Source organism: Phaeobacter sp. JH20_34, from assembly GCF_048056095.1.
Lineage (GTDB): Bacteria > Pseudomonadota > Alphaproteobacteria > Rhodobacterales > Rhodobacteraceae > Phaeobacter > Phaeobacter bryozoorum.
The window spans coordinates 1-26,553 of record NZ_JAYMWT010000024.1; the positions used below are offsets into that span (position 1 = coordinate 1).

Genomic DNA, 26,553 nt, shown 5'->3' on the forward strand with positions numbered 1-26,553 from the left:
TCGGTTTGCCCTGACGTTTGACTACCAGCATCTTGGCGTGCGGTCTCCACAACGACGTCAGAACCACCTGGTCCGTTCGCTGGCGGAGTCATCGGCATGGCGCGCAGACTCAGCGGCAGCGTGCCTTGCGATCCCCCTCCCCCCGGCTTCGGAAACGGCAACTCGCCCGTCTGCACCCCGTGGATCGCCTTGAACAGCCGATCGTCAAAATATTGGATCCGCTTCGCACGGACCGGCATTTGCGCGTCGATGACCATGACGATCTCGTCGAGCGGTAGGCGGCGCGCCTCATCTTCAGGGAGCAAGGAACTTTCTTCGGTCCGGGTGGACTGACTACGGCCCTCGAAGGGGTTCTTGCCGATGGACTGGGATCGCGTGATGACGGTCTTCGTGGTCTTGCCGACCGCCTTGCTCAGCTCCTCGACGGTCTTTTCATCTGACGGTGTCAGGTAGAGCTTCACGCCTGCGTTGCCCTGCAGGGCGCGGCGGGTGTTTTCACCATAGATTTCATCGAGGGCGGGGATGGTTTGGGTGACAATGGCAAGGTGACCACGATAGGTGCGCAAGGTCTCAATGCTTTCGACCACGATGGGCATCTTGCCCAAGCGGTTGAACTCGTCGAGCATGATCATCACGGGCCATGGCTCATCGGGCCCAGGGTCCTTCTCCTGCATCGCCGAGAGCAGGTCGGAGAAGAACAGCCGGATCAGCGGCGCGAGCGGCTTGACCATCAGCGGCTGGACAACGAGATAGACCGAGAAGGGCTTCTTGCGGATCGTCCGGAAATCAAAGTCCGACACCGCCGTCGCCTCGTCGATCGCCGGGTTCTGCCATTGGTCGAGCCCCGAGGTCATCAGGAGCGAGACGTAAGAGGTCAGCGTATCGTTGTTGGTCGAGGCCAGCCGTGTGAAGATCAGTTTGGCGGCCCTGTTGTCGACCTCGTGGCCGCGCGCAAAATACTCCTTCTGCTTGTTCCCACCCGACGCCGCGATGCGGTAGATCTCGCCCAGGGTCGGACGCTTGCGCTGGAACGCCAAGAGCCCTGCCGCCACGAAGAGATCGATCCCGCCCTTGAGGAGGCCCTGCACCCGGTCGTTGTCACTCTGCAGGAACAGCGTCGCCAGGAGCTGCAATTCCATCTGCTGGCGCGCAGGATCTTTCAGCTCAAAGATGCGCAGGAGCGGGTTGTAGCGATGCGTCCGCTTGCCCTCCCAATCGGTGGGGGCAAAGCGATAGACCTTGTCGCCCTGCGCTGCGCGGTGCCGGGCCGTGGCCTCGAAACACTCGCCCTTCACATCGAGCGTCACGGCGGAGCCTTGCCAGGTGAGCAGGTTCGGAATGACGAAGCCCGTGGTCTTGCCGCGGCCCGTGGGGGCCACGATCAGCGCATGGGGAAAGACCTTCGAGCAAATGTATTTCGCGCGGGACTTTGGAGTACCGAGCTTCCCAAGGATAAATCCGGTCCCGGGTGCACCAAAAAACCCGTTGGCCTTCATCTCCCGCGCGCTCTGCCAATGGGTCTGGCCAAACCGTGTCAGGGCCGATCCCGACAGGGCGAGGCTCAGCATCATGCCGGCGGCGGCAAAGCTGCCGATGATCAGGTGAATAAGTTGCGCGTCCTCCGGTCGGCGATTGAGGATCGCCATGTAGTTCTGCGCGATATAGGCAAAGTCGATTTCTGCCCCGAAGCCGAGATCCTGATACGTCAGCACGGCCGAGGCGATGGTGTAGCCCATGGCGGCGGTCACCAGCGTGACGAGCAAAACGCCGGTCGCAATCCGCGCCTTTCCCATGGCGCCGCTCAATGGACCTGGCCCCGCTCGGTCTCGCCATCCACGTCTGTGGCGCGGTGTTTTTCGTATTCGGCATCGGCGAGTTCATCGACCACCTGGCGCAGGGCCTCGGTGTTGGCCGTCGCGGCATCGGATTGCAGATAGACCTTGGCGACATAGAGCCGGTCGAGACGGTCCTCGAGAACCTTGTCCAGCGCATCGGCATCGCCGGATGTGAGCCGGTCGAGTTGGCGTTCATCCAGCACCCGCGCGATCTCCTCGCGGAAGGCGTCCCGCTCCGCCTCGGTCTCGAAGGGCGCGGACAACTCCCCCGCCCGCTCATGGTCCAGAACACGCGCAATCTCGTCTGCAAGGCGGTCGGCACGGTCAGACTGCGGCGCAGTTTCATCGCCGGTGGCTAGACGTTCGTCACGCGTGCCAGACCCAAGACCCTCGCGCAATTCGGTTTCGCGGCGGACCTGGTTGATGGCCTCCGTGTCCCGGATCTCGACGACGGCCGCGTAGGTCGCCCCGAGCCCACGGGCGAGGTGGGACGGCATGTCCGGATAGCGCACGTGCAAGTCATCTGCGACAGTATCCGCAACCGGCGCGCGGAGGTCGCGTCCCTCCATGATCCGGTCGACCTCGCGGGTAATCTCGCTGGCGCGGGCCACATCGGTGATGGTTTCCCGGTAGGGCTCGGACCGGTCGATCACATCGCCCGGGCGTGCGAGCAACTCCGGATGTGCCTCGAGATACGCGCGCTGCTCCGTCTCGATCCGGCGCTCTGCCTTTGAGACAACCTCCCAGTCCCGGTCCTCGATCTGCTGCGCTGTCAGGCCGTCTGCGCGCATCTCCTGACGGATTGTCCCTTCCATCGCCTGCACCGCGCCCTCGTGATAATGGAACCGCTCACTGACCGATTCCGCTTCCATGACGCCATCCCGGCGCAGCACGTTCTCCCGCTCCAAGAGCGTGCCAAGTTCGACATGCACATCGTTGAGAATGTCGCGCGCCTGTTCCAGATCGGCGCGGCGTTCAAGGTTCAGATCGCGCGCCTCGGCCACCTTGGAGAGATCATTGGCGATCCATTGATGCTCGAGCGCTGCATTTGAAGCGCCCGTCTCGATCCGGGCCACCACTTCCGATGTGCTGATCCCCGTGCCCCGTAGTGCCGCGTCAATGCGCGATCTCAGGTCGGGCTCGGCCAGTCGCTCGCGCTGGCTGGCGTCGATATTGGCTTCAGAATAGATCCCGCCCTCCGAGGGGGTCTCTGACAGCGTGGATGATCGCAGCCCCAAGGGCTGCATGTGCTGGACCTGCGTCTGGATCTCGATGAGGCGTTTTTCCAACAAGGGACGTTCGGCGTCAGGCTTTTCGGCAATCATGCCCTGCACCCGCGCGAGCTTCTCCGCGTAGAGACTTCTCAGATCCTCGAAGCTTTGATCCTCGGCCATATACACATCTCCTGTTCGGTCCACCTGCCCGCCGCGAGCCAGCACCTCGCCCGCGCGGAAGAGTGCCGCGGCGATGTCTTCCCGGGCCTCCCGGGAGGCCTCTGCGGCAAGCGAATGATAGACGGTTCTGGTGTTGGCGATCTCTGCCAGCGTCCGGGTCAAGTCGGCCCCCACACGTTCCCGCTCGCGGGGCGCGCGACCCTCTTCTTTCGCCGCATAAACCTCGCGGGTAGCGGCGGGGTAATGCACGACGCCGCGCTCCACCCGCCGCGTGGCTTCCAGCCGCACGCTGTACTTCTCCGCCTCCTCGACCATGGCGAGGCGGAAATCATCGTAGTTGAAGCGGTGGTTGCGCCCCAGAAAGAAGAACTCGCCTTCTTGCGAGCGGCGGTTCAGCACCAGATGCGCATGGGGGTGATCGCGGTCCTCATGCACCGCGATGATGTAGTCGAAATGCCCCGCGTCACTCTGGAAGAACCGCTCGGCCACATCGGTTGCGATGTCGCGCACATCCTCCCCGCGCGTGCCGATGGGGAACGACATGAGCATATGGGTCGTCTGGCCCAGCTTGGGCTTGAAGCCCGCATCCCACCGCTTGGCAAAGCGCTCGGTCAGGTCCTTGATGTCTTGCGCCTCGAGCTTCGTCTTGCCATCCAGGAACCCGCTACTGTCCACGATATGGGTAGACTTGGTGGTGAGGTAATCGAGCTGGTTTGCGAGCTGCGATTTGGTATGCGTGCCCCCGCCCCGGATCGCCTTGAAGACCGCTGGCCGATGCCCCGCTGCCGCGCGCACAAGCTGGGTCTGCTTGGCCACGTGCAGCCCCTGCATCGAGCCCCGGACGCGGCTCCAGCCATCCCGGAAGACCTCGCCCGTGACGGCATGGACGGCATCATTCAGCCGCATGGGCAAACTCCCTCAGCGCGGCCGTGGCCTCCAGCTGCATCGCGTCCCGACGGCGGCGCAGGAGCAGATCGATCTCGTCAGCGGAATCCAGAATGAAGCGCGCCAGCCCGCGCATCTGCGCGAGGCGCAATTCGGTGAACTCGGCACTCGTGCCCCCCACGGCCCCCTGCCCCCGCCGGTTGGCCTGCGTCATCTGCTTGGCGATCTGCGCGACCCCATTGCCGACCTCGTGCAGCGAGGCGCGGTAGCGCGCCATCTCTGCCGCCATCTGCGCATCCGGAACGAACACCCCGCCTGCCGCCTGGATGAGCCGCCGCAGCCCCTCGGCCCGGCTCTCGATCCCCGCCTTCGCCAGCACCGCGTCGAGCGCCGCAAGCTCCGCAGCCGTCACCTTCACGCTGACAGCGGAGACCGGGATCGCGGCATCTGCCTGGCGCTCGGCATCGGCTTTGAGCGTGTACTGGATCGCCCGGGGCGACACGCCAAACCGCTCCGCCAACACGGATGTCGACACACCTTCCGCAGCCTCGCGAACGATCTCCATGCGGTCCGCATCTGTGAGACGTTTTGAGCGAGACATGCGAAGAAAGACCCCCTATTTCCTGCCACCTTCCACCAAGGCTGCTCCTACCTTACGATAATATATCAAGCTGTCAATTATATACTTACGTTGCCTTCAGTCTCAGGCAGCCTTGGTGTCCACTTCACGCCGCGGCCCGCAGGGACGCGGCTCTACCGCCCTCACCACCGGGCGCCCCCCTGTCCTAGGGGTCCCGTCCGCCAGCCCCGCCCGAGGCTCTGGCCGAACACGTATGTGTTCGGACGGAAACGCGGGCGGGCGCAAACCCCACCGACAGGGCGGATAGGCAGGGTCAAGGAGGGCCAGATTTGGGCCCCCAAATCTCTGCCGCAAAAACCGGGAGGCCCTGGCCGATAGGTTTTTGTGGATGGCCCCCTTGAGGCTGACTGGCCGGTCTGTCGCGGCCTGACCCTTACGGTCGGCGATCGTCCTTTGATCGCGCAACGACCGGAAGCAAAGCGAGGTCGCTGGCGGCGATCACCCCCGCCGGACCCGGCATCCCTGGAACAGGGATCGGGCCGCCTCAAGATCGTCTCGGGGCGGCCCATCCTCGTGAGAGGATTTACGCCGTGGGTTCCTTGGAGCTCGGCGGGAACATCACCAGCTCCGAGACTGCGACGGGGAAGTCGAGCGTGAGGCTGAAGAACTCCGAGCCATCCCCGTTGCGGGTGTTGCGGAACATGGCGCCCACGCGTTGGAAGCGGGTGCGTTCCTGGTCTTCATTGTCGATGAACTTGACGGGGACGGTGGCGACGTAGTGGTTGGTCATTTGGGTTACTCCTTGTTGCGATGGGGATCACCCGGCATGGGGGCAAGAGGCCCGGTCGCAAGCGCAAATGCGGAGGGTCCGCGGCCCTGCCGTGGAAGCCGTATTTGTGCTTGCCGAAGCGCAAGCGCAGGGCACGATTGGGCTGACCCCGTGCGATCCACATCAATGAGCAAAAAGGAGTGATCCGGATGACCCCTCCCATCACGCCGCCGCCACCATCCGCGTCCGCGTCCCGCCAAGCCTGGCCGGGGTGCTGACGGAGCCCGCCCGCGTGGATGCGATGTTCCGAAACACGCCCCGAGGGACCTGCAGGTCTTCAGCCTCAAGTGCGACGTCTCGACCCCTCGCGTCTTGCGCCGCTGACGATGTGCGTGAGGTGCGCACCATCCCCAGCCCGTACCGATGCGGATGGGCCGCACTCTGACGGACTGGGTAGAGGGATAACAGTGCTGGCCGCCGCAGACTGCCGATCGCGCATGACCGATCGCACGCGCCATGAGAAACGACGAAAGGGCCGCGCCAAGCGCGACCCCGTTGCCGCGATCACGCGCCCAGGCTCTCGAGGATAATCTTCGTCTCCGGCATGCGCTTCAACGAATTCCCAATGCGCTCCCGCCAGCGTGGCCCGACTTCCAGCGCGGTGACATAAGCCCGGGCCAGATCATCGGGCCGGTCCTCGGCCATCGCCTCGATCAGGAAAGCCGCCTGCTCCCGGTCCTTCACCGATTTGAGGCTCCCCGCTCCGTCCCGCCGCCGATCGGCAATGATCAGCTTGTGAATCGCATAGCGTTCCGGGCGCGGCACCTGCACGAGAATACCAGATCTATAGATCGCCGCCGCATGGATCGGCTCGGCAATCAGGAAGTTGAGATAATTCAACGCTTGGGCGTTCACGCCCAATGCTGGCAGCTCTCGGATGGTCTCATCTCCGAACGCCGGTGTGAGAAACTCGACCAACTGGCCGCTGCCACCCTGGGCCCATCGCCATGTCCGACCTTGGTCAAGAGCTGGCAGAGGATCGAATTTGAGCGCCGAGAACGTCTCGGCAAGACCCGGGTCGACCTGATCCTGCAACGCAACGCTGAGCTTCTCGAACTGCGCGATGTCGATGTCGCCGGTATTGGCCATACCGCCAATTGGCAGACGGATACCAAGCTCGCCTTCATAGAGGCGAAATGCATTGGTTCCAACAATGGTGCCACCCAAACGGAAGGTTCCGGCTGCGGCCATGGCCGACAGGATGGAACCGGTCGCCCGGTCGATGGGCGTCATGCCTTCCGCACGCAAGAGCCGTACAAGCCGCGACCGTTCCGCCTGCCGATCCTTGGCCGTTGCGCGCAGCTCTTCGATCCGGTCGATGCGCGCGCGCGTCTCGTCGCTGTCTTCGCCGATATAGATGAACCGCATCTGCGTCCCGACACGGCGCGCGGCATACCAATAGGCCTTATCCCCACGCTCCTTTAGCGTGGGCTTGCCTTCGATACCGGACAAAGCGTCGTCCTTCAGAAGACGTACCAGATCGGTATAGGCGCTCATCGCGATGCTGCTGAGTGGGGTCATGCCTATCATTTCCAAGTTTTGCTTGGCATTCATATACCTATCAAAACAGGAAATTGCTAGGCAAAGTGATTTGGAGAACGTCCACACCCATAAGAAACGACGAAAGGGCCGCGACAAGCGCGACCCGCTCTCTTCAATCCTGCGCGGTCTTCTTTGCCGGGTCCGCAACCCGCATGACCGTCAAGCCTTTCGCTTCGGCCTTCTGCCCGAGGTTCAGCGCGACCCCGTTGCCGCCGAAGAGTACAACCCCCGTCGCCGCGAACTTGTCGTCCAGCATTTCGTCGTTGCACTTGAACGGTGCCGCCCGCCCATGCGCGGACCAGCGCGGATCGAAGCGCGCCTGTGCTATCCCGCGTGCCCGGGCCCACCGGGCCGCGATCATCTCCGCCCCGTGCTTGCCACCCTTGTGGCAGAGGAAGATCTCCTGGTTGCGGTTCTGCTTGATCCGTTCGCGAACCTTGTCGAGCGTGTTGAAGATCACATCGACATCGGTCCAGTCGGTGGCGCCCGAGACGATCAGGGGAACACCCTCGACTTTCGACTTCTCGGCGGTTTCCCGGTCGTGCTGCTCCAGCAGCTGCCGCGCCTCGAAGACCGCCCCGGTCTCTTGCGCCCGGACGCTTGCGCGCGATCCGGCTGCCGGGATGAAGGCGTGGCCGGTCTCGATCTCGTAGCATTCCGCCGCAGCCTCGCTCATCACCTCGATGGCGCCGACAATCTCGCGCAGCTGCAGGAAGCGCGCCTGCGCTTCTTCGAGCGCGGTCTCGGCGATCTCCGATCCGTCGTGGGATTTTGCCAGCGCGCCGATCTTGTCGGCGGCGCGGTCGACCTCCTTGCCAAGCGCCACCTTGCGCCGCTGCAGGATCGTCGCGAGCCCATGGGCGAGCGGTTCGATTTCGGCTTCAAGCCCGGTCCCGCGCAACTGCCCGAGCAAAGCCTCGAAGCTCTCGCGGATGATGCGGTCGGTCAGGATGTGATCCTCGGGGATCGGCAGCTGTGCGTCCTTCTCGGTCAGCCCGAAAAGCTCGATGGTCTCGTAGGTGTTACCGGTGTCGTAAGCCATGTTCTTTCTCCAGATATTGGGTTCGACCACCACGTGAGTGTGGTGGCATGGCCGAATGTCTGGTTTCCGAATTTGCCCGGGTCAGGGACGGCGCAGCCGCCGGCTTGCCGGGCGCAAAAGTTTTCCGAGCGCAGCACTCGACGCATGCGCGCCCTCACGCACGGGACCGACCCGCGCCACTGACACCAACCTCGCCGAAAAGTTTTGCGATCCTTGACGCGGGCTGATTTGGGGGCCATCCGGAGGATATGCTTCCGCATTCATGTGTGTGTGTTTTGACGGTAGGTTTGCCCGACCCGAGCAGGCAAACGGCCCGACCGGACGCGGGAGACGGATGAAGTGGCGGGATCGTTTTGGCCTCAGGCCAAAACAGACCAGAGCGCAATCCGGCGGAGCGGCCGGGGAGGAACGTGCTCGCGAGGCGGGCAAACCGGGATGCCAAGCGCAACGCCGCGGTGAGGCCGCATGGCCGAATGCGCGACGGACCGAAGGGCCGTTCTCCCCTGCGACACGCGAAGCCGAGCTGGGGAGGCCGCAAGGCAAGTTGGAACTTCGTTCCAAAAAGAAGACTGGGGAAAATCTGAGTTTCAGTTGTAGAGGTCAAAAGCGGAACTTCGCTGCCTCGTCTAGGAACGGGCGAGATCGGGACAAGGACGAAGCCGCTACCGCGGCGGGGGCGCTTGTGGTGAGGGCGGCGCGGTGATGTGACCACCGGGATTTTGGAAATGGGTGCGTTTATCCGACGATTGGGGCCTCTCAATCAACGGATAGGAGGATCCCATGGTGGACCAAAAGACAACACCGCTGCGTGCGCGGATGATCGAAGATATGCGGATCAAAGGGCTGGGCGAAGGCTCGCAGAAAGCGCATATCAGGGCAGTTCGATATCTTGCCGAGTTCCTTGGGCGATCGCCGGATACAGCAACACCCGAAGACTTGCGCGCCTACCAACTTCATATGGTCGACACGAACGTCTCGCCATCGACTTATAACGCGCGACTTGTCGGGCTGCGCTTCTTTTTTGAGACGACGTGCAAGCGCCCTGAGATGAAGGACTGCCTACATTTTCGCACGGAACCACGGAAGCTCCCGGTCGTCTTCAGCGCCGAAGAGGTGTTCGAGATTCTCAAGGTCGCGCCGGGTCCGGGGCTGAAGTATCGCGCTGCGCTCAGTATCTCCTATGGTACGGGGTTGAGGGCGTCCGAGGTCTGCAATCTAAAGGTCACCGATATCGACAGCGACCGGATGCTGATCCATGTCGAGCGCGGCAAGGGCGGCAAGGATCGCAAAGTGATGCTGTCGCCTGGCCTATTGGCGCTTCTGCGCGATTATTGGCGCGAGGCGCGGCCGGATGGCTGGCTGTTCCCGGGAAAGCCTCGGATCAACCCGCTGTCACCGCGGCAACTCCATCGCGCCTTCAGCGCAGCCAAGCATCTGGCGGGGGTCAAGAAGCCGCGCAGCACGTTGCACAGTTTGCGGCACAGCTTCGCGACGCATCTTCTGGAGGCCGGGACGGATGTGCGCGTGATCCAGGTTTTGCTCGGCCATGCCAAGCTGAGCACGACGGCGCAATACACCCATGTCGCCACCAAGCTGATCCGGGACACCGATAGCCCCTACGAGTTGCTGGCACAGTTGTGGGACCGAAGGCCGCTGTAACGCGGGCGGGCGTTGTCGCGCCCGAAGCTGGAGGTTGCTGATATCTTTCGAACGCACGGTACGGCCTATCGGCTGGCTCATGCGGTGAGCCTGAGCCAGCTCAAAGCGATGTCAGCGATTGAGACCTGCCGCACGGAGGCGCTTGGCGGGCATGTGGCAGCCTGCACCAAGTGCAACCATCAGCACATTGCGTACAATAGCTGCAAAAACCGGCATTGCCCCAAATGCCAGGCACCGGCGGCGCGTGACTGGATGGCGGCCCGCGCCGAGGACCTGTTGCCGGTCGAGTACTTCCATGTGGTCTTCACGCTGCCCGCAGAGATCGCGCGGATCGCCCTTTGGAACAAGCGCGCGATCTACAGTCTGTTGTTCAAAGCATCGGCCCAGACTGTAGCAACCATTGCCATCGATCCCAAACGTCTGGGCGCGCGTGTCGGCATGACCAGCGTTCTCCATACTTGGGGGTCGGCTTTGACCCATCACCCGCATATCCACATGATCGTGCCAGGGGGTGGGCTATCGCCGGATGGCACCCGTTGGATTGCTTGCAAGCCCAGGTTCTTTCTGCATGTGCGCGTGCTGTCGCGGCTGTTCCGGCGGCTGTTTACCGAAGGGCTGATGGCACTGCACCGTGCAGAGCAACTGAAGTTCTTCGGTGACCTTACCGAATTGGCAGACACCGCCACATTCGCCGCATGGTTGGCGCCGCTGCGCAAGATCGACTGGGTGGTATACGTAAAACCGCCATTTGGTGGGCCCGAGGCAGTACTCGCGTATCTGGCCCGCTACACCCACCGTATCGCCATCTCAAACCATCGGCTCGTCAGCGCTGACGCCGGGACCGTTGCTTTCAAATGGAAAGATTACAGGATCAAACGTGGGGACCGCATGAAGGCCATGCAGCTCCCGACCTTCGAGTTCATCCGCCGCTTTCTGATGCATGTTCTGCCTGATCGCTTCCACCGTATCCGCCACTACGGTTTCCTCGCAGGCAGCGGGCGCAAAGAGAAAGTCGCTCAGATCCGCGCGTTGCTCGGGGAAATCAAATCAGTTGAACCAGTTCAACCGCCTGACGAAGCGCAGTCACCCCTCACATTGCGCGAGTCATGCCCTGACTGCGGTGGGCCGATGCGCATCATTGAGACCTTCCAGCGTGGGCAGTTACCTCGAACCCGAGCGCCACCAAGAAAGCAGGCCGCATGATGAACCGCAGATCCTCTGAGAATCCTTCGATCCGACATGCAACGTGCCGGTCAAAGGGACGCTTTGGCTCAATGCCATCAATGCGTCACGACGGGTGCCAGGACACCGCAGCAAAACCGAAAAATGGGCCCGGCCCTACGCCCAAGACAACGACGCTACGCCTCCAAACTCGGAAAAATCCGCGAAACTCTGACCGATATCAGGGACTGGGACCTGCGCTTTCCCCATAGCACAGCACAAGCGTCCCGCGGCTTCCACCTTGTCAGATTTGTCAACGCGGGCCACACCGCCCAAAACAAACCTAATGCACTGGCCCGCATCAAAAAATCTTAGACTTTTCTGACTTTCGCGGCGCTCGCACCAATGGCTGCTGCCAGCGCATCGTGACACTTAAATCCGTTTGGAACCCGACCCAAAGTGGTCGTCGGAATTCTAGTTTGCATCTGAAAGTTAAGAGGTCTTTACTGGACTATGTGCCCTGGCTCTGCATGGCGTTCTTAAACGCAGGCCGGAAACTGCGCCCTACCGGAATCCTTTGTTTTGAAGTCAGCACCAATTCGGGGCCGCTTGTGCCCTTTTCAGTGCGCTCGACGTGAGAGAGGTTGATCCACCAAGAGCGATGTACCTGAAGTCCGTCAAGAGGTTCTAGATCTCGAATAGCGTCCCCCAGCCGCATGAGCACCATTGCACTGCCCAGTGGTGTTGTTACCTCGACATAATGATCCTGTGCCTGCACCGAAACGATGTCACGGCCAAGGTGTTGGGGCAGCTTGGACTGCAAAATTGTCAGTGGCGCGATTTCCGCTGTGCTGTCCGCCGATGGCTTCGATACGTCCGAATCCTGTTCACGCAGTTGGAATTCAATCAGAGCGTTCACCACCAATGTCACCGCGATGAGCGGCGGAGTCACCGACACGACAAGTCTGGTGAACCCGGCAGTTTCGAACCAGCCCTGAACAAATCCGGTCGCAATGCCTTCGGCAAGAAAAATCGTGCCAACCACCGGCAATATGCCCGCCACCCCCGCCACCACAGCCACGAAGACCCAGTTCCAGGAATGTGCCTCGGTGAGCCTATGGGCAAAGATAGAAAGGAAGGTCATCACAATCGCCGACAACACGACCGTGGTCCCCCAATAAACCAGGCGTTCGGGAAAACTCAGACGCTCAAGCGTGTAATACGGCCCGGCCAATGCCGAGAGCAAAACCGCAGCGCCAATGATGATCCAGAATACGGGACCGCTCATTGTTGCTTGCAGTTGACGAAGCGCCAGCGACATGGGGCTGCCGTTGGCGGGGTTTTGCGTGTCAGAGACGAAAGTTGCCTTGGTACGAGTCATGGCCCCATGAATAGGAGGTGATCAGAAACAATCAAGCCTCAGGATCACACATGCCCCCAACTTCACATGAGCTACCACTAAGAGTCCGAGGATTGGCCAAACGTTTTGGCGCTGTTCACGCGGTTTCAAGCATTGATCTGGATGTTGCCCCTGGCGAAGCCCTTGGCCTGCTGGGCCCTAACGGGGCAGGCAAGTCGACAACGCTATCCATGTTGATGGGGTTGCGCCGCCCCGACGGTGGCGAAGCACTGGTGTTTGGCCATGCCGCAGGCAGCCCGGCTGCGAGGGCATTGACCGGCGCCACTCCACAATCGACAGGATTTCCAGATCAACTATCACCCCGCGAAATTCTAACCTACACGGCAGCACGCTATGGCGTACAGCCTAAGACAGACGACCTGGTTGCGAGTTTTGGTTTAGAAAAGCTAATTGATCGCCGTGTGGCTGGGTTCTCGGGCGGAGAGATGCGCAGGGTTGCTCTGGCACTGGCCTTTGTTGGGTCGCCTAAACTGGTGTTTCTTGATGAACCCACCACAGGACTTGATAGCGCCGCTCAAGATGGTTTTCACGAAATCGCGCGCGACTATATTGCAAAAGGTGGAGCTCTGGTTCTGACATCACATCACTGGGATGAAATCGAAGCAATCTGCGACACAATTGCGCTCATTGATCAGGGCGAGACGGTTTTGAGTGGGCGCATAGGCGACATGCGCGCGCGCGCCACAGTCAACCGCCTCAGCTTTGCACTTCCGACAAATACACTGCCCCCAGAATGGCTGCAGGCCACACATGATGGCCATCGTTGGCATGTTGAGACCTCTGAAAGCGATGTCGTTTTACGTCGGATAGTCGAGGCAGAATTGCCATTTCATGAACTCACTCTGCAACCCTTGGATCTCAAAGACCTGATCAACCGAATTCGCGAAGAGGAGATCGCACGATGAATCGCCATCTACGTGCTGAATGCAGCCTTGCCCTTCGGGTACTTTTTCGCCAGCCGGGTTTCTGGATTCCAACAGTTCTGTTCCCGGCGATGCTATATGCCTTCTTTGGTGCGCAAAGCGGTGGCGGTCGTTGGGCAGCAAATGCGATGGCCTCCTTCACTGTTTATGCGGTAATGGGCGTCGGGTTCTTCCAGTTTGGCGTAGGTGTCGCCCAAGATCGCGAAAGCCCGTTCGCAACCTGGCAACGAAGCCTGCCTGGCAGTTTTGTCCAGCAATGGGTTGCACGGGTGCTAGCGTCGCTGATCTTTGTAACGTTGGCTGTATTCCTGGTCATTGCGGTGGCCAAAGCGATGACCGATATTAATCTGAGCGCATCGGCGTGGCTACGTTTGGGATGCGTTTGCCTGATGTCAACCGTTGCCGCGACGTTTATGGGGATCGCGCTTGGCTCAGTATCGTCGGCCCGCGCAGCGGTGCCTCTCGCCAATCTGATATATCTGCCACTCGCATATCTGGGCGGGCTTTGGGTGCCACCCATGTTGATGCCAAGGACGATCGATGCGATCTCGAATTGGATGCCAACCCGGGCAATGGGTGAACTGAGCTGGGCCGCGATCAATGGAACCACGTGGGAGGGGCGCCACCTCTTGTTGCTGCTGGCGTGGACCATCGCCGCAGCAACTTTGGCAGGCTTAGCACAAATGCGTCATCGGCGGTATTTGTCACATTGATCCGCTTGCCAAACCGAGTACCTTGAGTGCATTCGAACATACCGGGTGGCGTAACTCATACCTTGGTCTGACTGATCGGACTGACGAAAATGGCAGCTATATGAGCTTTGCGTCAGTTCGAGCATAGAGCAGCATTCGGCGAAGAGGGCTCAAACCCGGCTTTCGCGGCGGGCGACACGAACGTCTGCAATGCGTGCGGGTTTTTCAACCCACCAGTACAGAAAAAGGGGAACCGTGGTCCCACGGCTCCCCTTTCAGTTCACGTCGTCTCCCCCTCGCGCGCCGATTAGGCGACCAACGCCAGCCCCGTGCCTGCATCCTGCGGCTGCTCACCGCTGTCGATGAACGGGATGATCGAGAAAGTCTGCCCGCCGCGCTGCTCTTCGTTCTGCACGGCGTTGACGCGCAGGTCGCCATCGGGCGTGTTGATCAGCAGCGACAGGTAGTCATTGCCCGTGCGGCTGCTCTTCGCCATCCAGGCCGAGCCGACGCGGATCGGCGTGCCCCGGGGCGAGCTGACCTCGATGCGGTAGTCAGGGTGGGTCTCCTCGGTCTTGTAGCCGTTCTCGATCAGCATGAACTCCAGATCGAACATCATGTTGGCGATGTAGCCCGTGAAGGCGTTGTCAGCGTCCATGGCGGTGAGCTCGCCCGAGATTGAGCCGGATTTCATCAGGCCGTTCGAGACCAGCGGGATGATCTCGAACTCCCCGCTTTGGGCCGCGCGCGCCTCTTTCGTCTGCACCGCGTTGACACGGAACGGGCCCAAGCCGACATCGAGCTGCATCGAGATGTAGGGGTTGCCGCTGGTATTGCCGGTCTCGTTCCAGGCCGTACCGATGCGCACCTTGCGGCCCGACTTGTTGATCGCCGTCACGTCGTAATCCGGACTGCGCGCGGACATCTTGGCCCGCGCCTCCAACTGGATGGCGATGTCAAAGCGCGTCGAGTGGATCATGCCGGTGTACTGAGCGGCTGCGGTCTCGACATTGCGGGTGAGGGTTCCTGCGAACATGGGATGGTTCCTTTTGGATTGGCCGGTGCCTGACGTTCTTGCCAACGCATCCGGGATTGCTTTCTCGACCCCTCCTGGGATCACAAACCAGAAAGCTTGCTTTCCTTTCAGCCCCGCCCACGGGTCAGAGCTGCCGTCCGAGTGGGAATGCCCCCGCGCCTCCTAGTGCTACGCCCCTCCCCTGCCCGTTTGGTCTTGATTGGCTGCCCGGATTTTCCGCGCCGTCCTCCGATCGCGCGATGAAGAACTCCGCCTCTTTTCCGTTCAACCCGTGCCCGCCCCGGTCGGTCAGACCGATGCAGCTACCGTTCGGCACATAGGTGATGAGGTACTGACCGAGCCTGTCCTTGTGGACAATGTAGCCGGTATTGGCCCAATGCACGGTCTGCCCGGCATCGACGGCCGCCTTGATGTCATCGAGTGTCATGTGATCCTCCTCAAGAAGAATGGTGGGGAAACGACGCAAGAAGCCCGATCTTCCGACCGGGCTTCCATGCAGCATTCGTTTGGCAAACGACCGAGAGCTGTCAGGCACCTTGCATGGCTTGGGTCGCGCGCGCCGCCATCCAATCCTTCAGGCCAAGAACCGTTCGTCCGGCGGCGACCTCGGAGGCCCAGGCAACCCTTGGGTCGCCGCAGGGCTCGGAGCCGACATGCCGGTTGATATGGCCATTGGCCATCCATGGCTCGGGCTGGATCCGTCGCAGCCAGTCCGCCATGCTCGGGATGCGGCCCTGGCAGTCTTCACGCACATGCTGCTCGCCGATCCAGCGCACGGGTATGTCCCGACCCGCGCTATTGGTCAGGGTCAGGCCGAAAACCCGTTCCGCCTCGAACAGGCCTTGAGCGTGGTGGCGCATGGCTCGGTGCGTAAAGAACGCGAGGTGCTCTTTCGAGGCATCGAACCAGTCATGTATGGACTGGTAGTCAGACGGCACCCCGCCGAATTTCCGGGCAGAGCTTTCAGCATGATGAAGCGGATGAGCCATCTCAAAGACCCTCGACATAGCTGTGCGAGCATTCGACATAGCGGTCCGCGTGATCGAGGATGATGCTGTCTAGTGCTATGTCCCAGATCAGCGTGCCGTAGCCGCCCTCGTTGTTTTCGAACCCCGGGTGATGGTGATAGGCGAGCGACCAGGCGAAATCGCCAATCTCTGTGACAAGCGCCTCCGGCAGGTTGACCTCTGCAGGCTGCACCGTCACATCCTCGACATTGCCGGAGTCGCCATAGCCTTCGTATTCGGCAGTGACCTCGCTGATGCCAAGCGCACGTAGTTGCGCGAGCAGCTCCACTCTGGATGCCTTCAAGGTGGTTTCGCGCTCTGCACGCCACTGAGCCGCCATTGCGGCATAGTCGATCTGGGGATTGGTCATGGGTCTGTCCTCTTGTCTGCAATATGGGGGGCCGGGTGTGGCATTGGTCAGCGCACGGCCGGAAAGCGCAGCCCGGGCAAACCCCGATCCGCGACACCCGACCGAAAGCCCGCTTTTGACTTTTCAGGCGGCTTGTTCTGCCGCTCTAGCGGCTCGCTGCCCCACGATCCGTGCCAGAATGCTTCCCGTGTCAATCCCGTCCCCATGCGGCAGGAACACCCGCAGCTGGAAGGCGATAATCTCTGTGAAGCAGCCGAGGGCCTTGAGGCCATCAATCATGCCCTTGTCGGCGCCGCCCAGCTCGAGACGCATCTCGCCTGCGACGCGGCGGCGGGTCAGCTTCAGACCCCGGCCCAGATCAACCGGCGCGGTGGTACCAAGGGCGGCGGTCAGCATCTCTTGCGGCGTTTGCGGATTGGAGACGAGGAAGCGGGCACGCAACGCTGCCGCCCCTTCCTCGCTCAGCGTGCGCCCGATCATGGCGGTCGCCCCGTCGGGCGTGACCCGGTAGATGCGCTCATTGGTGGTCGGAATGTCCTTCCAGATCGGCAACAAGAGCCCGGTCAGCAGGTAGAGCTTCGTCGTGGTGGTTTTTGGCAAGGACGCAGCCTCGGCATCCCAAAGCCCTGCAAACTCGGGCCTCCCGATGACTTCCCAAGCGGAGGACTCGAACCGCGTATCCTCCAGATAGCTCGACCCGTTTGGCCGCACCACCTTGCGCATGAGGGTGAAGATATCCTCGTCATACATCTGCATGGGCCGCGCCGAGATGAGCGCCGCGCGACCCGAGGCGCGATTGACCATCGGCAGCTTGTCGGGGTTGCGCGACAGGGCGTCATCCGCCGACAGCACGTGGACCGGGTCCGTCACCTCAAGTCCGATGATCCGCGTCACGGCGCCAGATTTCGGGCAGGTCCAGAGATCTTCCGTGGAGACCTGTTCTATCTTGTCGCCTCGTAGGGTTTCCACGCCGAGATCGAGCGTGCCCGCCGCCCGCGCCCGTTCAGTCTGATCGGCAATCCGGCGCATGAACTCGGCAAAGAGCGCGTTCTGCATGTGGATGGGCAGGGCCTGCACCCGGTTGAGAAACCGCTGGATCGGGGGAAGCTCCTCAAGGAGCACCCCGTCCTTGTCGATCAGTCGCAGGGCTGTCCAGTCGGTGAAGCTCTCGTAGCTCATCGCCTCGGCGCGCCCGGCGGCAAGATCGGCGAAATACCCACGCAGCGCTGCCCGCGCGATCGGGCTTTCGAGATTGTCCTCCTCGCGGAACATGCCTTGCGAGCCGGTCTCGCGCTGACCCTTGGTCAAGGCCCCCAGCTGGTCGAGGCGCTTGGCGATCGTCGAGGTGAAACGCTTTTCGCCATGCACATCCGAGGTGCAGACCCGGAAGAAGGGCGCGCTGACCTGAGCCGAGCGATGCGTGCGGCCCAGCCCCTGGATGGCCGCATCCGCGCGCCAGCCTGGCTCCAACAGATAGTGCCGACGCCGTTTCTGGTTCTTTGCCGTTTGCGCCGCATGATAGGAGCGACCCGTGCCACCTGCATCGGAGAAGATAAGGATATCCTTCTCGCCGTCCATGAAGGCCTGGGTTTCGGAGGAATTGCTGCTGGCGGCGCGTTTCTCGATGAAGAGGTGGCCATCGTCCGCCTTCAGAGGTCGGATGGACCGCCCCGTGACTTCTGCCACGGCCTTGTCGCCAAAGGCCCAGAGGATCTGATCGAGCGCCGAGGGAATCGGGGCGAGCGTCATCAACTCCATCATGGCCGCATCGCGCAGAGCGAGCGCCTCGCGCGAGACGACCAGGGCCCCGGTCTCATCGCGGAGCGGCTCGGCCACCATATTGCCGTCGATCTCAACGAGCTTTTGCGCATGAATCGGAAAGGCCTGTTCGAGGTATCCCAGAACATAGTCACGCGGTGTCAAGGCCCCCTCAACGAGTTCATCCTCCGGGTCCATTGTCTCAAGTCGGCGTTTCAGCAGGCTCTCACCTGTCGAGACCACTTGGATGACGCAAGCCTTGCCCTCCGCCAGATCCTCCTTGATGGCGCGGATGATGGTCCGGGCCTTCATGCCCATCAGGAGATGGTTGAAGAAGCGCTGCTTCGTGCTCTCGAAGCGGGACTTGGCCGAGGCGCGTGCGGCCGTGGCATTGGTCTCGCCAGAGGCATCATTGACGCCGGTTGCCGTCAGTGCCGCCTCGAGATTGTGGTGGATCGTCCGAAACGCACCCGCGTATGCGTCGTAGATCTCGATCTGGGCCGGAGTGAGCGCGTGTTCGAGCACGTCATACTCCACCCCATCAAAACTGAGGGCGCGGGCCGTGTAGAGCCCGAGCGTCTTGAGATCACGGGCGACCACCTCCATGGCGGCGACACCGCCCGCCTCCATCGCCGAGACGAAGCTCTCACGGCTTGGGAAGGGGTATTCGGGGCCCTGCCCCCAGAGCCCCAGCCGCGCGGCATAGGCCAGGTTGTGCACGCTCGTGGCGCCCGTGGCCGAGATGTAGAAGGCGCGAGCGCGGGGTGCTGCCAGTTGCAACCGCAGGCCAGCAAGGCCCTGCTGGGAGGGTTTGACCCCCCTGCCCTGCTCGGACCCTGCCGCGTTCTGCATGGCATGGGCCTCATCAAAAGCGAGGACGCCTTCAAAGTCTTCACCCATCCAGTCGAGGATCTGGCTCAGTCGCGTGGTGCCGCATTTGCCCGCGGACCGCAGCGTGGCGTAGGTTACAAAGAGGATACCGTCGCCCATCGGGATCGGCTGGTCCGGTTTCCATTTGGAGAGCGGCTGGATGTCGGCAGGCGAGCCGCCGAGATCGGTCCAGTCGCGGATCGCGTCCTCGATAAGCGTGGCGGATTTGGAGACCCAGATCGCCTTTCTGCGCCCGGCCAGCCAGTTCACGAGAATGAGCCCCGCGCATTCGCGACCCTTGCCGCAACCGGTGCCGTCGCCGAGGAAGTAGCCGAGGCGATAGGCCTGTGCATTCGGGTCATCATCGGCGCGCGTCAGCTTGGTCTGGTCGTCATCGATGGTAAACCGACCGGGCAGGTCGCGTCCATGGGCATCATGCGCCATGATGATGGTTTCCAGCTGCGCCTCGGAAAGATGTCCCTCCTCGATCAACCGTGCGGGCAGGCGCAAGTCATCGCTGCCCGTGTTTGAGGGCACCGGCGGCGCGACAGAAGCCATGGCGATGCTTTCGACGAGCGGCGTGGGATGTTCCTGCGCACCCGCAATCTCGATCCGCTGCGGACGGTAGCGCGCATAAATGTCCGAGATGGGCGTGTTGTCGCGCGGGACATCGAAGCTTGTGAAGCTGAGCGGGCGGACGGCATTGGTCCGTGGTTTGGAGGCGGCAACAGGCGCAGCCGCGGTCTTGCGCGGGGCAGATGATGGAACGGTCGGCCGAGCATGAGGGGTCGCTTCAGCCCGTTGGGCGGGGCGCATCTCGGGCCGGGTTGCGGCCACGGCGTCGACAAAAGGAAGGGCTTCATCCAGATCCCGCACAGGGACGCGGATCATTTCGCTGTCCTCCTGCACCTTGTCGAAGACCATCAGCTGGGTTTCGACAGAGGTGCCGAGCTTGCGGTAGACCTGCCCCGGCATCGTCAGCGCCAGGCGCGGCGTCAGCAGACCGCAGGCGCGGGACCAATGCGCGGCATCGCGTTCGGGCGTGAACCCCGGCGGCATGATCGCCACCAGCCGCCCACCGGGCGCGAGACGCTTTGCTGCCGCGATGAGGTGCTTGGCGGCGATGTGCTTGTCGCGGGAGCGATCGACCGAAGAGGCGAAGGGTGGGTTCATCATCACGACGTCCGGCAGGACCAGAGTCTGGAGCAGATCGTCGATATGCTCCCCGTCATGGCCCGTCACCTCGCCGCCGAAGACCGCGCGCAGGAGGCTCTGGCGAAAGGGGTCTATCTCGTTGAGCAAAAGTGTGGCACCAGCGCGGGCGGCGAAAGCAGCCAGGGCACCAGTGCCAGCCGAGGGCTCCAGCACGGTTTCGCCCTCGCGGATCGCCGCGGCCCGCAAGACCAGCGCCGCAAATGGCAGCGGCGTGGAAAACTCCGATGACCATTCGTCAAATGATTTTGCACGGCCGCTCCACCGCCCGGCTTGAATGCCGTTCGTCATGTTCTTTCCCCTTGCGATGTTGGCAGAGGTCAGGGCACCCGACTTGATCGACGGTTGCTCAAACTCCGATGCGGGGATCGAAACCCCATTATGGTAAGCGTCAGAGGCGTTCGTTCATTCTGCTGTCAGATGTCCGGCATGATCCGGATCTCAATTCTCGACCGACGGTTTGCCTCGTCCCGCGTCAGATGCCCTGGCCACAACCAACGTCACATGCCATTCGTCAGGCGGTCTTTGGCATGGCGCTGATCGCTGTCGCCCAGATAAAGCCCACCAATTCACGGGCTACTGCCGTTGCGGCAACGGTGCTCCTCTTCCCCCGCCCCTCAAGACGCCTGAACCGCTTGTTCAGTCTGACCTGGGCTTTCCAGCCGACGTCTTTCAGGTCCTGGCTGTAGTCCTGACGCTTTAGCATGAGGTCCACACCAACCTTCGGCGGCCATTTGTAAGCCCAGGCCGCCTCGACCAGCATCACTCGGGCGATCGTGTTGCCCGCTTTCGTGATACCACCCGGTCGCTGCTTGCTGCCGCTGGAATGCTCGCTGGGAACCAGCCCAAGGTAGGCCATCAACTGGCGCGGACTGGCAAACCTTGAGAAATCACCAATCTCGGCAGCCAGCGTCGCGGCGACGACCATGCCGATCCCCTTGAAGACCTGAATAGCATGGACGACAGGGGCCAATGCCCATTCGGGGATCAGGTCTGCGATTTGCCCTTCAATTTCGGCCTTGCGGGCCTCGGCCTGTTCAAGCCGGTTGATATAGCTTTGCAAGGCGTATTTCTGGGCTGTATGCTCGAACTTCAGGGACGTCAGCCATTTGCGGTACCTCAGACACCAGGCCTTCGATTTACAATGCAGGCCGTGTTTCAACAGGAACATCCGGATCAGTGCACGAGCCGCTCGGACGTCCTGCGAGGCGACCTGCCGGGCGCGCACCAAATCCCGCATTGCCTCGTGCGTCGGGTCTGGCACCCAAACGAAAGTCAGCTCGCCCGCACGTAGTAGTCGGGCAAGCATCAATGCGTCGCGCGTGTCGTTCTTCACTCTCTCGCCAGGACGCTTCGGTGTGTGGCGCGGCGCGACGATCCGGCAGCAAATCTCCATCTCTGTAAGCTGTCGGTAGATTCCGTATCCACATGGGCCTGCTTCATACGTCACTTCGATCTTGCCGTGCCGTTGGACCAGCTTGCGCATCAGGCGCGATACGGCATCCGGCGTGTTGACGATTGTCCCGTACATCCGAAGCTCACCGTCTCGCCCAGCATCCGCTATCGCAACCGCTATGCTGTCCTTGTGAACGTCCAATCCCACAAAGGCGCTGAAATCCTCCATGCCATCTCCTCCGGTAGCGGACCGAAGAAGAGTGCGGACCGCGATCACTCAACGGCGATCATCTCCCGCGTCGGTCGAGGCGCCAAGAAGGGTCATGCCATCTGCTGCAGCCGGATTTGCTGCTCGGAGCGGCGGGTTTCCGTCAGGAGCCGCGAGGCAAGCAGCCTTGCAGCGGCGATGTCACCTGAAGCACCTTCCCCACGCAGCAGCACCTGAACAGCCGCGGCCTGCATCAGGTCATATGCCATGCGCCAGTCCCAGGCACCGCCGGCATCGCTGCCATGAAACGTCTCGCGCATGATGCGCGCCAGCGCTGAGCTGCGCAGGGGTTGGTGGTCGATCTCCGTGCCGATCTGCGCGAGGGCAGAGGCGAGGTTAGCGTCGGAGATTGAGAGAGCCGGATTTGCCGGTTTGGGCTTGGTCATGGGGATTTCCTTTGGATCAGGGTCTGAGTTCCAAAGGACAAAAAGCCCGCTCTACACTTTGAAGGCGTAGAGCGGGCAATTTCTTAGCGGAGGGCCTGCACGCCGATCATGGCCACTGCTGCGCAGCATGAAGTACGCGCAAAATGGTCACCTTCTCAGGGCTTTCAGCATAAACCACGATGTAGTTTGGCCGAACAACCATCTCACGGGTCCCATCGACACGGCCCGCACGATACATTTGAGGGTGTTCTGGAAGCAGGGACGTCTTGTGTTCAATCTCATCTTTGAGAACTTGGGCGGCATCCGGGTTGTCGTCAGAGATGTAGTCGATGATTGCCAACAAGTCGGCGATGGCCGTGGCTTTCCATTCAAGATTTGGCAAGGCGCTTCCCGTCAATCAATGCCTGGGCGTCTTGCATCGCCTTGGCATGGGGCGTTGTGGGCCTTGGATCGTCCAGCGCTTCCTGTACCTTCGCCCGGAACCAGGCGTCATAGGCATCCGGATCAGCTGTCAATCCGGCAGGCAAGCCGCCTTCTGCGGCCACGCGGGTCAGAAGAATACGCACCGCATCGGAGAGCGTCAGACCGACGCCCGCAAGTGCGTCCGAAGCCTGTGCTTTCAGCTGTTCGTCAACACGGACATGAAGCATGGATGTTTGGGCAGGCATGGATGGTCCTCCAGTTGATAGGAATGATGTATCTCATTTGAGATACGATTTCAAGTCGGCAGTATGTGAGCGCGTGGTCCTGTGGTGTTGTCTCAGCGGGAAACTCAGCCACGCTGCCCCGCGAGATACTCCGCCAGCACAGGACTGGCCTCGCCTTTTGAGGAGCTGAGCAGCTCCGAGCCGGCAAGCGAAGCCTTCGAGAGCCGCACGAGCCCGCCGGTTTCCTCGATGCGGTAGCAGCGGCGTTTTTGCCGCCCCCGTCTGCAGTGCGTCGCTGTGACGATCTGGCAGGTGCTGCCATCGGTGAGCGTCACGGGCGTGGCGAGCCTGATCTTGTCGCCTTCCTCGTAGTCCGGGATCGCAGCCCAGTCCCGGCAACGCTGACGCCAGTCCTGAGCGTAGCTGTCTGGGTCTTTCAGCTCGGACAGCAGGGCCAACAGGATCAGTGGTGCGCGAGATTCGACTGGTCCTGCGCTTTCTTCCATGTCCTTGTAGCCCCAGCAGCCATCATCGTATCGGGTGAGGAAGACAGCCCCGAAAGTGATGGAGCCATCCGCATCGGTGACGTAGGTCGTGTCCTCGACAGGGGTGCCGTCGAGATTGGTGAACCTTGCCGCCGCATACCAGGTGGAGCCAACCTTGCAGGCTTTGACCAGCTCGGTCTTGCGCGTGTCGCTCTCAAAGGTGCAGAGCCGGGCGATTTCCGCCTTCTCATCCGCGTAGGATTTGACGCGGCCGTCGGTGTAGAAGAGCCAACCCATTTCAGAGTCCTTTCTCTCGTAGGGAAAATTGTTGTCGCCAATGTCCCGACAGGGCCGCAGGCCCGGCAGGGTATTGGCGATGCTTGTTTGAGAAAGGGCGCGTTAAGCCGCCCTCCGGTCATCGAGTTCCATCAGCGCATCGAGCGGCACGCGGTAGGGCTGCATGGCGTCGAAATCCTCGCAATTGCCGCAGTTCTGCACGATCGCGAAGATATCGCAGGCATCCTTGAGGATGACCCGAAACGTGCCGCCGAGGCCCGAGGGCACCTCGTAGGTTCCGCCGATGAGATAGTCGGAGGCACGGCGCACGAAGACGCGGATGCGGTGGCCATCGGTGGCGAGCCGGATGGCCCCTCGCCCCCGGTCGATGAGCACCTGCACATCGTCGAGAATGTCGGTGTAAAACTGGCCCGTCAGATCGCGAAACGCCATGCGGCGCTGCGCCATCCAGTCGGTGTCCCGAAACGGGTTCATGCCGTCGGCGAAGGCGAAGGAGGGATCGGCCTGTTCAGTGGTGACGATACGGGTGGTCGTGCCATCGATGCCGTTCGAGCGCAGATGCACACCATTGCCGACGATGAGGATTAGGGCGGGCCCGTCCACGGGCCCGTTCCAATTGGGCAGGAAGGTTTTGCAGGCGCGCGCATGGGCGATCTGCGCCGCAACTGCGGAGGCAGAGAACTTGAGAATAGCCATGGGATGTCTTTCCGTTGGGAGTGTGAGGGTCGACCCGCGCGGGCGGAAGGGCTTGCGCGGGTCGCGTGAGGACTCAGGCCGCTTGGGCGACCACGCTGTCAGGCTCCGGGGTTGCCTCACTGGGCTCCGCCTCATCGCAGGCGACACCGGCGGTCTGCATCATCGGCGGGCACCAGGCGGCCACGGCAGCGCGCTGCGCGTCCGTGAGTGTGGCGAAGGGCTCTGCGAAGAGCTTGTCACAAAAGGCGACGATCTCCTTCTTGCTCGACGAGGCCAGCGTCACCGCCTCCTGGGCCAGACCCAGATCCTCGCCGAGGATCTTCAGGAGCCAGGCCTTCTTGAAGCGGTTGAAGAGCGCCGCGTTCGGCGTCCAATGCGCGCGGATATCGGGCATGATCTCGATCTCGAATGCATGCATCAGGCTGTCGCGCGATCGGTCCCGCGCGAAGCAGGACTGCGTGGTGCTGGCGGTGGCATAGGCGACGAGCTTGGCCTTCTCGCCGGCCTTCAGCGCGCGAAACGCCGCGAACTGATCAGCGGGCGCGCGGGTGTCATCGAGCCACGAGAGATCAAGCGCATCATGCGCCGCCGCCACCTGCTCGAGCGAGGTCTCGTCAATCTCGTCCATCTTGGCATGGCTGCGGTATTCCTTGCGGGCATCGATCTTGATCGCCTGCGTGACACTCATGCCGCTGGCCAGAACGTCACTGGCCAGCTTGAAGAGCGTGAGATCGAGCGTGGCTTCCGGATGCAGCGCCATCGCGGCGCCGAGGGCCATGGCCCGCTCGGTCTTGAGGTCCTCTGCCAGCGAGGCCGGGTAGGTGATTTCGCCGGCGTCCGGGGCCTCCTCCCCCGTTGGGTTGCTTGAAGAGCCACACGCGCCCTCGTCTTTCACGGTGTCCTCGGGGCGCATAAGGCCCACATGAAGCGTAACTTGGCCACTCGACCATGAGGCGATAACCCCGGCCCGCGCCAGATCCTCGGCGCTGTAGGCCTCCTGCAGGTCGCGGGCTTCCTCTTCCAAGGCATCCACGCGGTCGTAGAGCGCATTGTAGGCTTCGTCTTCGAGCCCCTCATCCTCCATCTCGAGCTGGAGTTGCTCGAGCTCGGCGGTGATCTCATCGATGCGCTTTTGGGCGGCCTCATCCGGATCGATCGGGCCGGGATAGACGCGGCCGTAGTCAGCCATAGTCGCGTAATCATAGCGGACCATCGCATCAGCCCAGGCAAATCCCAGTTTCACGCGTGCCTCCTCGGCAGCGGCCCCGAGCTTCTCGAGCAGGATGGTCTCGACCAGCGCGGCGTCCTCGAGCACGGAATGCTCTTCCAGGAGATCGGCCGCGATGGCCCCACCCCGCGCTTCGTAGTCCGCGCGCACAAAGGCCCCGATATCATCGCTGACCTGCACACCGCGGGATTTGAGCGCCTGACGGACAGTGTAGGCCTGAAGGTAGCTGTCTTCTTTGGTCAGCGCCTCATAAACCTCGCGCTGCACCTCCTGGCTCGGGTGCTCGGCAAAAGCCTTCATCGTATCGAGCGTGATCGTCTTCGCCCGCGCCGCAGCGCGGATGTCGGGGTGGATCAGGCCATAGCGCAGACGCCCCTTCACGGCAGCGACCGTGGTGCCGAAGGTCTTTGCGATGGTCTCGGGCGTCTGGCCGTCGACCTCCATCATCCGGGCGAAAGCCTCGAACTCGTCGATGGCATTCATCGGCGCCTGGGTGATGTTCTCGGCGAGCGACAGCGCCGTGGTGACGTCGCAATCCTCCGGCACGAGGCGGCAGTCCACCTTGGTTTTGGCGGTGAACCCCTTGGCGGCCTTGTCGGCAACCAGCTCCTTCAGCGCGGCATGGCGCCGGCCACCGGCGAGGACAGCGTATTTGCCGTCGATCTTCTGGACGAGGAGCGGTTGGAGCAGGCCCAGGACGGCAATGCTGGCCTTCAGATGCGCGATGTTCTCTGGGTCATAGGTTTCTGGAGATTTGCTGCGCACATTGGCGGGATGCGGGACCAGATCGCCGATGGCGACGGAGGCGGGTTTGAAGCTTACAGTCATGGGATATCCTTCTCGTGGATTTGGAGCGGCCCGCGCATTCAGATGCGCGGTCAATCCCCAAGGGCGGGGATCACAACGACAAAAGGCCCACTTCCGTAATGGGGCGGG

The 26,553-nt window shown here is 62.0% G+C and carries 22 protein-coding genes and 1 pseudogene; 4 read left to right on the forward strand and 19 right to left on the reverse strand.

From position 1 onward, the window contains the following. The 6 genes from VWZ81_RS19270 to VWZ81_RS19295 all read right to left on the reverse strand — a co-directional run. Nucleotides 1-1,793 (reverse strand): type IV secretory system conjugative DNA transfer family protein (locus VWZ81_RS19270; RefSeq protein WP_416543425.1); only part of this gene is annotated, 1,793 nt, incomplete at its 3' end. Between the two features lie 8 nt (nt 1,794-1,801). Continuing rightward, complete coding sequence (locus tag VWZ81_RS19275; protein ID WP_416543426.1) at nt 1,802-4,135, reverse strand: relaxase/mobilization nuclease domain-containing protein; 2,334 nt, start codon at nt 4,133-4,135, stop codon at nt 1,802-1,804. Next, nucleotides 4,122-4,715 (reverse strand): helix-turn-helix domain-containing protein, encoded by a 594-nt coding sequence (locus VWZ81_RS19280; protein WP_416543427.1) that lies wholly within the window; start codon nt 4,713-4,715, stop codon nt 4,122-4,124. Before VWZ81_RS19280 ends, VWZ81_RS19275 begins: the two co-directional genes overlap by 14 nt. 562 nt (nt 4,716-5,277) lie before the next feature. Continuing rightward, a complete protein-coding gene (locus tag VWZ81_RS19285) occupies nt 5,278-5,484 on the reverse strand; it encodes a hypothetical protein (protein WP_416543428.1) in 207 nt (68 codons plus the stop codon). A gap of 543 nt (nt 5,485-6,027) precedes the next feature. Beyond that, entirely contained in the window at nt 6,028-7,020 is a 993-nt protein-coding gene (locus VWZ81_RS19290; RefSeq protein WP_416543429.1) for a GSU2403 family nucleotidyltransferase fold protein, read from the reverse strand. Nucleotides 7,021-7,177: 157 nt separating this feature from the next. Next, the gene (locus VWZ81_RS19295) at nt 7,178-8,107 is read right to left on the reverse strand and encodes a DUF2493 domain-containing protein (RefSeq protein WP_416543430.1); all 930 of its coding nucleotides are present in this window, start codon (nt 8,105-8,107) and stop codon (nt 7,178-7,180) included. Between the two features lie 780 nt (nt 8,108-8,887). On the opposite strand from VWZ81_RS19295, the gene VWZ81_RS19300 reads away from it, so the two are divergent. Next, entirely contained in the window at nt 8,888-9,766 is an 879-nt protein-coding gene (locus VWZ81_RS19300) for a tyrosine-type recombinase/integrase (RefSeq protein WP_416543431.1), read from the forward strand. Between the two features lie 12 nt (nt 9,767-9,778). After that, nucleotides 9,779-10,969 carry an IS91 family transposase gene (locus VWZ81_RS19305; RefSeq protein WP_416543432.1) on the forward strand — a complete coding sequence of 397 codons (1,191 nt, stop codon included), beginning with the start codon at nt 9,779-9,781 and terminating at the stop codon, nt 10,967-10,969. 469 nt (nt 10,970-11,438) lie between these two features. Here VWZ81_RS19305 and VWZ81_RS19310 read toward each other — a convergent pair whose 3' ends face one another. Continuing rightward, nucleotides 11,439-12,308 carry a LytTR family DNA-binding domain-containing protein gene (locus tag VWZ81_RS19310; RefSeq protein ID WP_416543433.1) on the reverse strand — a complete coding sequence of 290 codons (870 nt, stop codon included), beginning with the start codon at nt 12,306-12,308 and terminating at the stop codon, nt 11,439-11,441. 92 nt (nt 12,309-12,400) lie between these two features. On the opposite strand from VWZ81_RS19310, the gene VWZ81_RS19315 reads away from it, so the two are divergent. Both VWZ81_RS19315 and VWZ81_RS19320 read left to right on the forward strand, forming a co-directional pair. Further along, complete coding sequence (locus VWZ81_RS19315) at nt 12,401-13,252, forward strand: ABC transporter ATP-binding protein (RefSeq protein WP_416543434.1); 852 nt, start codon at nt 12,401-12,403, stop codon at nt 13,250-13,252. Next, nucleotides 13,249-13,983, forward strand: a complete 735-nt coding sequence (locus VWZ81_RS19320) for an ABC transporter permease (protein ID WP_416543435.1) — start codon at nt 13,249-13,251, stop codon at nt 13,981-13,983. The genes VWZ81_RS19315 and VWZ81_RS19320 overlap by 4 nt, the downstream gene beginning before the upstream one ends. 286 nt (nt 13,984-14,269) lie before the next feature. Here VWZ81_RS19320 and VWZ81_RS19325 read toward each other — a convergent pair whose 3' ends face one another. From VWZ81_RS19325 to VWZ81_RS19380, 12 genes and pseudogenes are all read right to left on the reverse strand, one after another. Then, on the reverse strand, nt 14,270-14,998 hold the full coding sequence (locus VWZ81_RS19325; protein WP_416543436.1) for a DUF736 family protein: 729 nt from the start codon (nt 14,996-14,998) through the stop codon (nt 14,270-14,272). Between the two features lie 124 nt (nt 14,999-15,122). Beyond that, nucleotides 15,123-15,425, reverse strand: a complete 303-nt coding sequence (locus tag VWZ81_RS19330) for a hypothetical protein (RefSeq protein ID WP_416543437.1) — start codon at nt 15,423-15,425, stop codon at nt 15,123-15,125. Between the two features lie 100 nt (nt 15,426-15,525). After that, nucleotides 15,526-15,987, reverse strand: coding sequence for a DUF6915 family protein (locus tag VWZ81_RS19335; RefSeq protein WP_416543438.1), 462 nt, complete (start codon nt 15,985-15,987; stop codon nt 15,526-15,528). A gap of 1 nt (nt 15,988) precedes the next feature. Beyond that, complete coding sequence (locus VWZ81_RS19340) at nt 15,989-16,375, reverse strand: DUF6878 family protein (protein ID WP_416543439.1); 387 nt, start codon at nt 16,373-16,375, stop codon at nt 15,989-15,991. Nucleotides 16,376-16,498: 123 nt separating this feature from the next. Further along, a complete protein-coding gene (locus VWZ81_RS19345) occupies nt 16,499-20,506 on the reverse strand; it encodes a strawberry notch-like NTP hydrolase domain-containing protein (protein WP_416543440.1) in 4,008 nt (1,335 codons plus the stop codon). 223 nt (nt 20,507-20,729) lie between these two features. Next, nucleotides 20,730-21,839: an IS110 family transposase gene (locus tag VWZ81_RS19350; protein WP_416543441.1), complete on the reverse strand. Its 1,110-nt coding sequence runs from the start codon at nt 21,837-21,839 to the stop codon at nt 20,730-20,732. A 95-nt stretch (nt 21,840-21,934) separates the two neighbouring features. Continuing rightward, nucleotides 21,935-22,264 (reverse strand): annotated as a pseudogene (locus VWZ81_RS19355) (methylase); the annotation flags it as partial. Between the two features lie 106 nt (nt 22,265-22,370). Next, nucleotides 22,371-22,646 (reverse strand): type II toxin-antitoxin system RelE/ParE family toxin, encoded by a 276-nt coding sequence (locus VWZ81_RS19360; RefSeq protein ID WP_416543442.1) that lies wholly within the window; start codon nt 22,644-22,646, stop codon nt 22,371-22,373. Then, nucleotides 22,633-22,932, reverse strand: coding sequence for a type II toxin-antitoxin system RelB/DinJ family antitoxin (locus tag VWZ81_RS19365; protein ID WP_416543443.1), 300 nt, complete (start codon nt 22,930-22,932; stop codon nt 22,633-22,635). Before VWZ81_RS19365 ends, VWZ81_RS19360 begins: the two co-directional genes overlap by 14 nt. A gap of 104 nt (nt 22,933-23,036) precedes the next feature. Further along, a complete protein-coding gene (locus tag VWZ81_RS19370) occupies nt 23,037-23,693 on the reverse strand; it encodes a DUF6927 domain-containing protein (RefSeq protein WP_416543444.1) in 657 nt (218 codons plus the stop codon). A gap of 102 nt (nt 23,694-23,795) precedes the next feature. Beyond that, nucleotides 23,796-24,389, reverse strand: a complete 594-nt coding sequence (locus tag VWZ81_RS19375) for a regulator (RefSeq protein WP_416543445.1) — start codon at nt 24,387-24,389, stop codon at nt 23,796-23,798. 73 nt (nt 24,390-24,462) lie between these two features. Next, nucleotides 24,463-26,445, reverse strand: a complete 1,983-nt coding sequence (locus VWZ81_RS19380) for a ParB N-terminal domain-containing protein (protein WP_416543446.1) — start codon at nt 26,443-26,445, stop codon at nt 24,463-24,465. Between the last annotated feature and the right edge of the window lie 108 nt (nt 26,446-26,553).

What these genes read in the sequence shown, in the direction of transcription:
- VWZ81_RS19275 (WP_416543426.1), bottom strand. Translation starts at nt 4,135, where the DNA reads ATGCGGCTGAATGATGCCGTCCATGCCGTCACGGGCGAGGTCTTCCGG.
- VWZ81_RS19280 (WP_416543427.1), bottom strand. Translation starts at nt 4,715, where the DNA reads ATGTCTCGCTCAAAACGTCTCACAGATGCGGACCGCATGGAGATCGTT.
- VWZ81_RS19285 (WP_416543428.1), bottom strand. Translation starts at nt 5,484, where the DNA reads ATGACCAACCACTACGTCGCCACCGTCCCCGTCAAGTTCATCGACAAT.
- VWZ81_RS19290 (WP_416543429.1), bottom strand. Translation starts at nt 7,020, where the DNA reads ATGAGCGCCTATACCGATCTGGTACGTCTTCTGAAGGACGACGCTTTG.
- VWZ81_RS19295 (WP_416543430.1), bottom strand. Translation starts at nt 8,107, where the DNA reads ATGGCTTACGACACCGGTAACACCTACGAGACCATCGAGCTTTTCGGG.
- VWZ81_RS19300 (WP_416543431.1), top strand. Translation starts at nt 8,888, where the DNA reads ATGGTGGACCAAAAGACAACACCGCTGCGTGCGCGGATGATCGAAGAT.
- VWZ81_RS19310 (WP_416543433.1), bottom strand. Translation starts at nt 12,308, where the DNA reads ATGACTCGTACCAAGGCAACTTTCGTCTCTGACACGCAAAACCCCGCC.
- VWZ81_RS19320 (WP_416543435.1), top strand. Translation starts at nt 13,249, where the DNA reads ATGAATCGCCATCTACGTGCTGAATGCAGCCTTGCCCTTCGGGTACTT.
- VWZ81_RS19325 (WP_416543436.1), bottom strand. Translation starts at nt 14,998, where the DNA reads ATGTTCGCAGGAACCCTCACCCGCAATGTCGAGACCGCAGCCGCTCAG.
- VWZ81_RS19330 (WP_416543437.1), bottom strand. Translation starts at nt 15,425, where the DNA reads ATGACACTCGATGACATCAAGGCGGCCGTCGATGCCGGGCAGACCGTG.
- VWZ81_RS19335 (WP_416543438.1), bottom strand. Translation starts at nt 15,987, where the DNA reads ATGGCTCATCCGCTTCATCATGCTGAAAGCTCTGCCCGGAAATTCGGC.
- VWZ81_RS19340 (WP_416543439.1), bottom strand. Translation starts at nt 16,375, where the DNA reads ATGACCAATCCCCAGATCGACTATGCCGCAATGGCGGCTCAGTGGCGT.
- VWZ81_RS19345 (WP_416543440.1), bottom strand. Translation starts at nt 20,506, where the DNA reads ATGACGAACGGCATTCAAGCCGGGCGGTGGAGCGGCCGTGCAAAATCA.
- VWZ81_RS19350 (WP_416543441.1), bottom strand. Translation starts at nt 21,839, where the DNA reads ATGGAGGATTTCAGCGCCTTTGTGGGATTGGACGTTCACAAGGACAGC.
- VWZ81_RS19365 (WP_416543443.1), bottom strand. Translation starts at nt 22,932, where the DNA reads ATGCCTGCCCAAACATCCATGCTTCATGTCCGTGTTGACGAACAGCTG.
- VWZ81_RS19370 (WP_416543444.1), bottom strand. Translation starts at nt 23,693, where the DNA reads ATGGGTTGGCTCTTCTACACCGACGGCCGCGTCAAATCCTACGCGGAT.
- VWZ81_RS19375 (WP_416543445.1), bottom strand. Translation starts at nt 24,389, where the DNA reads ATGGCTATTCTCAAGTTCTCTGCCTCCGCAGTTGCGGCGCAGATCGCC.
- VWZ81_RS19380 (WP_416543446.1), bottom strand. Translation starts at nt 26,445, where the DNA reads ATGACTGTAAGCTTCAAACCCGCCTCCGTCGCCATCGGCGATCTGGTC.